The sequence below is a fragment of the Streptomyces sp. NRRL WC-3549 genome (assembly GCF_000721935.1).
In the GTDB taxonomy this organism is placed as follows: Bacteria; Actinomycetota; Actinomycetes; order Streptomycetales; family Streptomycetaceae; genus Streptomyces.
Map to the genome: position 1 here is coordinate 42,912 of NZ_KL585406.1, position 3,248 is coordinate 46,159.

Annotated in this window: 2 protein-coding genes and 1 pseudogene; all 3 read left to right on the plus strand. The window is 80.5% G+C overall.

The annotated features are described in order from the left end of the window. Position 1 precedes the first annotated feature (1 nt). Positions 2-469, plus strand: coding sequence for a hypothetical protein (locus tag IH13_RS0118805; RefSeq protein WP_234433327.1), 468 nt, complete (start codon positions 2-4; stop codon positions 467-469). After that, complete coding sequence (locus IH13_RS44010; protein ID WP_199814739.1) at positions 466-624, plus strand: DUF6760 family protein; 159 nt, start codon at positions 466-468, stop codon at positions 622-624. The genes IH13_RS0118805 and IH13_RS44010 overlap by 4 nt, the downstream gene beginning before the upstream one ends. 1,632 nt (positions 625-2,256) lie before the next feature. Then, positions 2,257-3,248 (plus strand): annotated as a pseudogene (locus IH13_RS44705) (hypothetical protein); the annotation flags it as partial.

Here is a 3,248-nt window from a genome sequence, read left to right on the forward strand (position 1 = left end):
TCTGGACGAGATCCTCGCCGCCACGGCGCCCGCCGCGGCTGCGGAGGAATCCGCGCCCGCGCCCGCGCCGGCCCCTGTGCAGGCGCAGAACCGGCAGGAGCTGCGCGACGAGTTCGAGTTCGAGCTCCCGCGCGGTTACGTCGACGACGAGGGCACGGTGCACCGGCGGGGCACGATGCGGCTGGCGACCGCCCGGGACGAGCTGCGTCCGCAGATCGACCTGCGCGTCAAGGAGAACCCGGCGTACCTGAGCGTGGTGCTGCTGAGCCAGGTGATCACCCAGCTCGGCACGGTCACCGACGTGCACGCCGGGGTGGTCGAGCGGATGTACGCCACGGACGTGGCGTTCCTCCAGGACTTCTACCGGCGGATCAACAGCGAGGGGCACACGCACGCGGCCGTGACCTGCCCGCTGTGCCACGGCTCGTTCGAGGTGGACCTCTCGGGTGGGCGCCTGGGGGAATCGTGACGTACGCGCTTCCCCGGATGCGGGAGGAGATCGCGTACGTCGCCTACCACTTCCACTGGCAGCTCGAGGAGATCCTCGACCTCACCCACGGCGAGCGTCAGCAGTGGGTGAGGGAGATCGCGCGGATCAACACCCGCGCCAACGAAGGCGGTTGATCATATGGGCTTCGGCGGCTGGTTCCGGCGGGAGGAGCGCCGCACCGCGGCGGCCGTCCCGCCGGAGCGGCCCGGCGGTCCGGGCGGGGGGTCCTCGGACGCCGTCGCGGCGGCCGGAGCCCGGGGCGACGACTGGGACGGCGGCTGGCAGCGGGTCGCACCCGCCGCCGGTGACGGTGGCACGGTCGTCGATCGGGGTGAGCGACGGGCTGCGGTTCCGGGCGGGGCTCGCCTCGTGGCAGAACCCCGCGTTCGGCGGCGAACTCGGCCACGCGGTACTGCCGTCGGCCCCGGTGGGCCTGATCCACGGGGTGACCCGTCCGGCCTCCGAGGGCCGCCCGCCGTCCCAGGGCGGCGGGCCGCTGCTGCTGCGCGCGATCACTCCGGACGCGGGGCCGGGACCGGTACCGGGTTCCCCGGCGGGCCGGTCCGGTTCCCCGTCCCTGCCCGTCGCGTCCACGCCGCGCGGCCCGTCCGCCCCGGCGGCGACCGCACCGGGCCACGGGGCCCGGGCCGTCCAGCGGTCGGCCGGCGCGACGCGTACGTCGGCGGAGCGGGGCGGGGCGTCGGGGCCGGCGCCCCAGGGATCGGGTTCGGCGTCGGGGCCGGCGTCCCAGGGCGGTACGCCCACGGCTCCGGGCGGTGCGACGCCGTCCCGGGACAACGCGACAGCCGTACCCGGCCGGGCACCGGCGCCCCGGGGCGGTACGCCCGCACGCCGGGACGGGACGCCGGGTTCCCCCGGCGGGACCCCGACGTCCCGGGACCGCGCGACACCGGCTTCGGGCAGCACGTCGGCCGTCCCCGACCGGGCACCGGCGCCCCGGGCCGGCACACCGCCGCCCCGGGTCGGATCACCCGTGCCCTCCGCACCTCCCGCACCGTCCCTGCCGCTCGTGCAGCGACGCGCCCTCGACACCCCTGCGGCCGGTGCGCAGAGAGGTGCGGGGGCCGGGCAGGGGCACGGCGGGGAAGCCGCCGCGTCCTCCCCCGCCGCTGGTGGTGGCACGGCGTCCGGTGATGGCCCTGCGCCAGGTGGCGGCCCTCCCGGCGTCCGCCGACCGCACCCGGGGCGCGGGCCCCGCGCCCCGGGCCGAGGCGGCCGACCGGGTTTCCGCGCCGCCCGCCCCCCGGAGCGGGCCGGACCGTGGCGAGCACCGGCCCGGCGCCACCGCGCCGCGTCCCGAGGCGGTACGGCCGGCCCTGGGTGAGCCCTTGCGCGAACTGCCGCCCAGCGCCTCACCCGTCGCTCCGCAGAGCCGGCCGGCCGGTCCGGGCCCCGGTACGCCGGACCCCGGCGGTCCGGCCATGCCCGTCCTCCAGCGGTCGGTCCCCTCCGGCTCCACTCCGGCCCCTGCCCCAGCCCCAGCAGCGCCCCGTGGGTCCGCGCGGACCGGGGACGGGCCAGGGCCCCGGGACTCGGCGTCCCCTCCGTCCCCTCCGGCGTCTCCCGCCCGCACCGGGCGGCGGAGCTCCGACGCCTCCCCCACGCCGCCGTCGCGCCCCGGTACCCCGGCGGACCCGTCACGGGCGCGCGGGGGGATCGGCGCCCCGCTGGCGGCGCTGCCGCCCACGGCCGGTGCCGCGCCCACCACCCCGGGCGCCGCACCGCTGCTCGGTACCGGTCGGCAGGTGCAGCGCCGGACGGACCCGGCGAGCACCCCCGCCCCGGTGCGGGACGGCGGACCGGGCACCGGCCGCCGCTCCGTACCCGAACCGCCGCGGCCCGGTACGGGGGCCGGGATGCCCGTACGGGCGTCCGACGGCCCGCCGGCTCCCGGCGACTCCGCCCCGGCCCCGACCGCCGTCCGGCGCGCCGGACGGGACGGCACCGTGGTCCGGCGGACCGGCACCGCGCCCGGCCGTGAGCAGCCCGCAGGCCGGGACCCCGAGCCCCCGGGCGGGCCCACGGCCGCCGCACCCCGGCCCCCGGTCCCCGGTACGCGCGCACCACACGTCTCCGCCGCGTCCGGGTCCACGCCCGTGGTGGCCCGCAGGACGCCCTCGGTGCTCCCCGGCGCCGGCGGTGCTCCGGCGCCGGCCGTCGTCCAGCGCTCGCGGTCGCTCCTGGCGGACCGGCCGCTGGACGTCAGCACCGGTGCGACCGAGGGTTTCTCGGCGCCGGCCCCGGCCCCCGGTGCCGCCCGCCCGGTCGTGACGCCCTCGTGGCGGCGCGACACCCCGCCCGTACGGACACCCGACGTCCCCGGCACCCCGGCACCGTCGCCGGCACGGACGGCCCCGGCGCCCACCGCGGGCAGCGGCCTGCTCGGGCGCGTCCGGCGCTCCCGTACGGACCACCGGCCCCCGGCGGCGGCCGGCACCCCGGGGCCCCCGTCCTTCGGGACCGGTGGAGCGGGTGCGGCGGCTCTTCCGGCCGTGCAGCGTGCGACCGGCCTCGGCCCCCGCCCGCACGGCCCCCGGGCAGCCGGTCCGGGAGCGGCGAACGGTGTGCCGGTACGCCCGGAGGGCGCCGTGCGGGCGTCGGCCTCGCCGTCCCCGCCCCCGTCGCACCGGGCGCCGGCGGCCGCCCCGTCCGGTGCGCCCGTCCCGGTCGTACGTCCCCACCCCCCGACCCCCACCGGTCCCGGGTCCGCCGCCGTGCCGGTCCAGCGGCTGCCGAT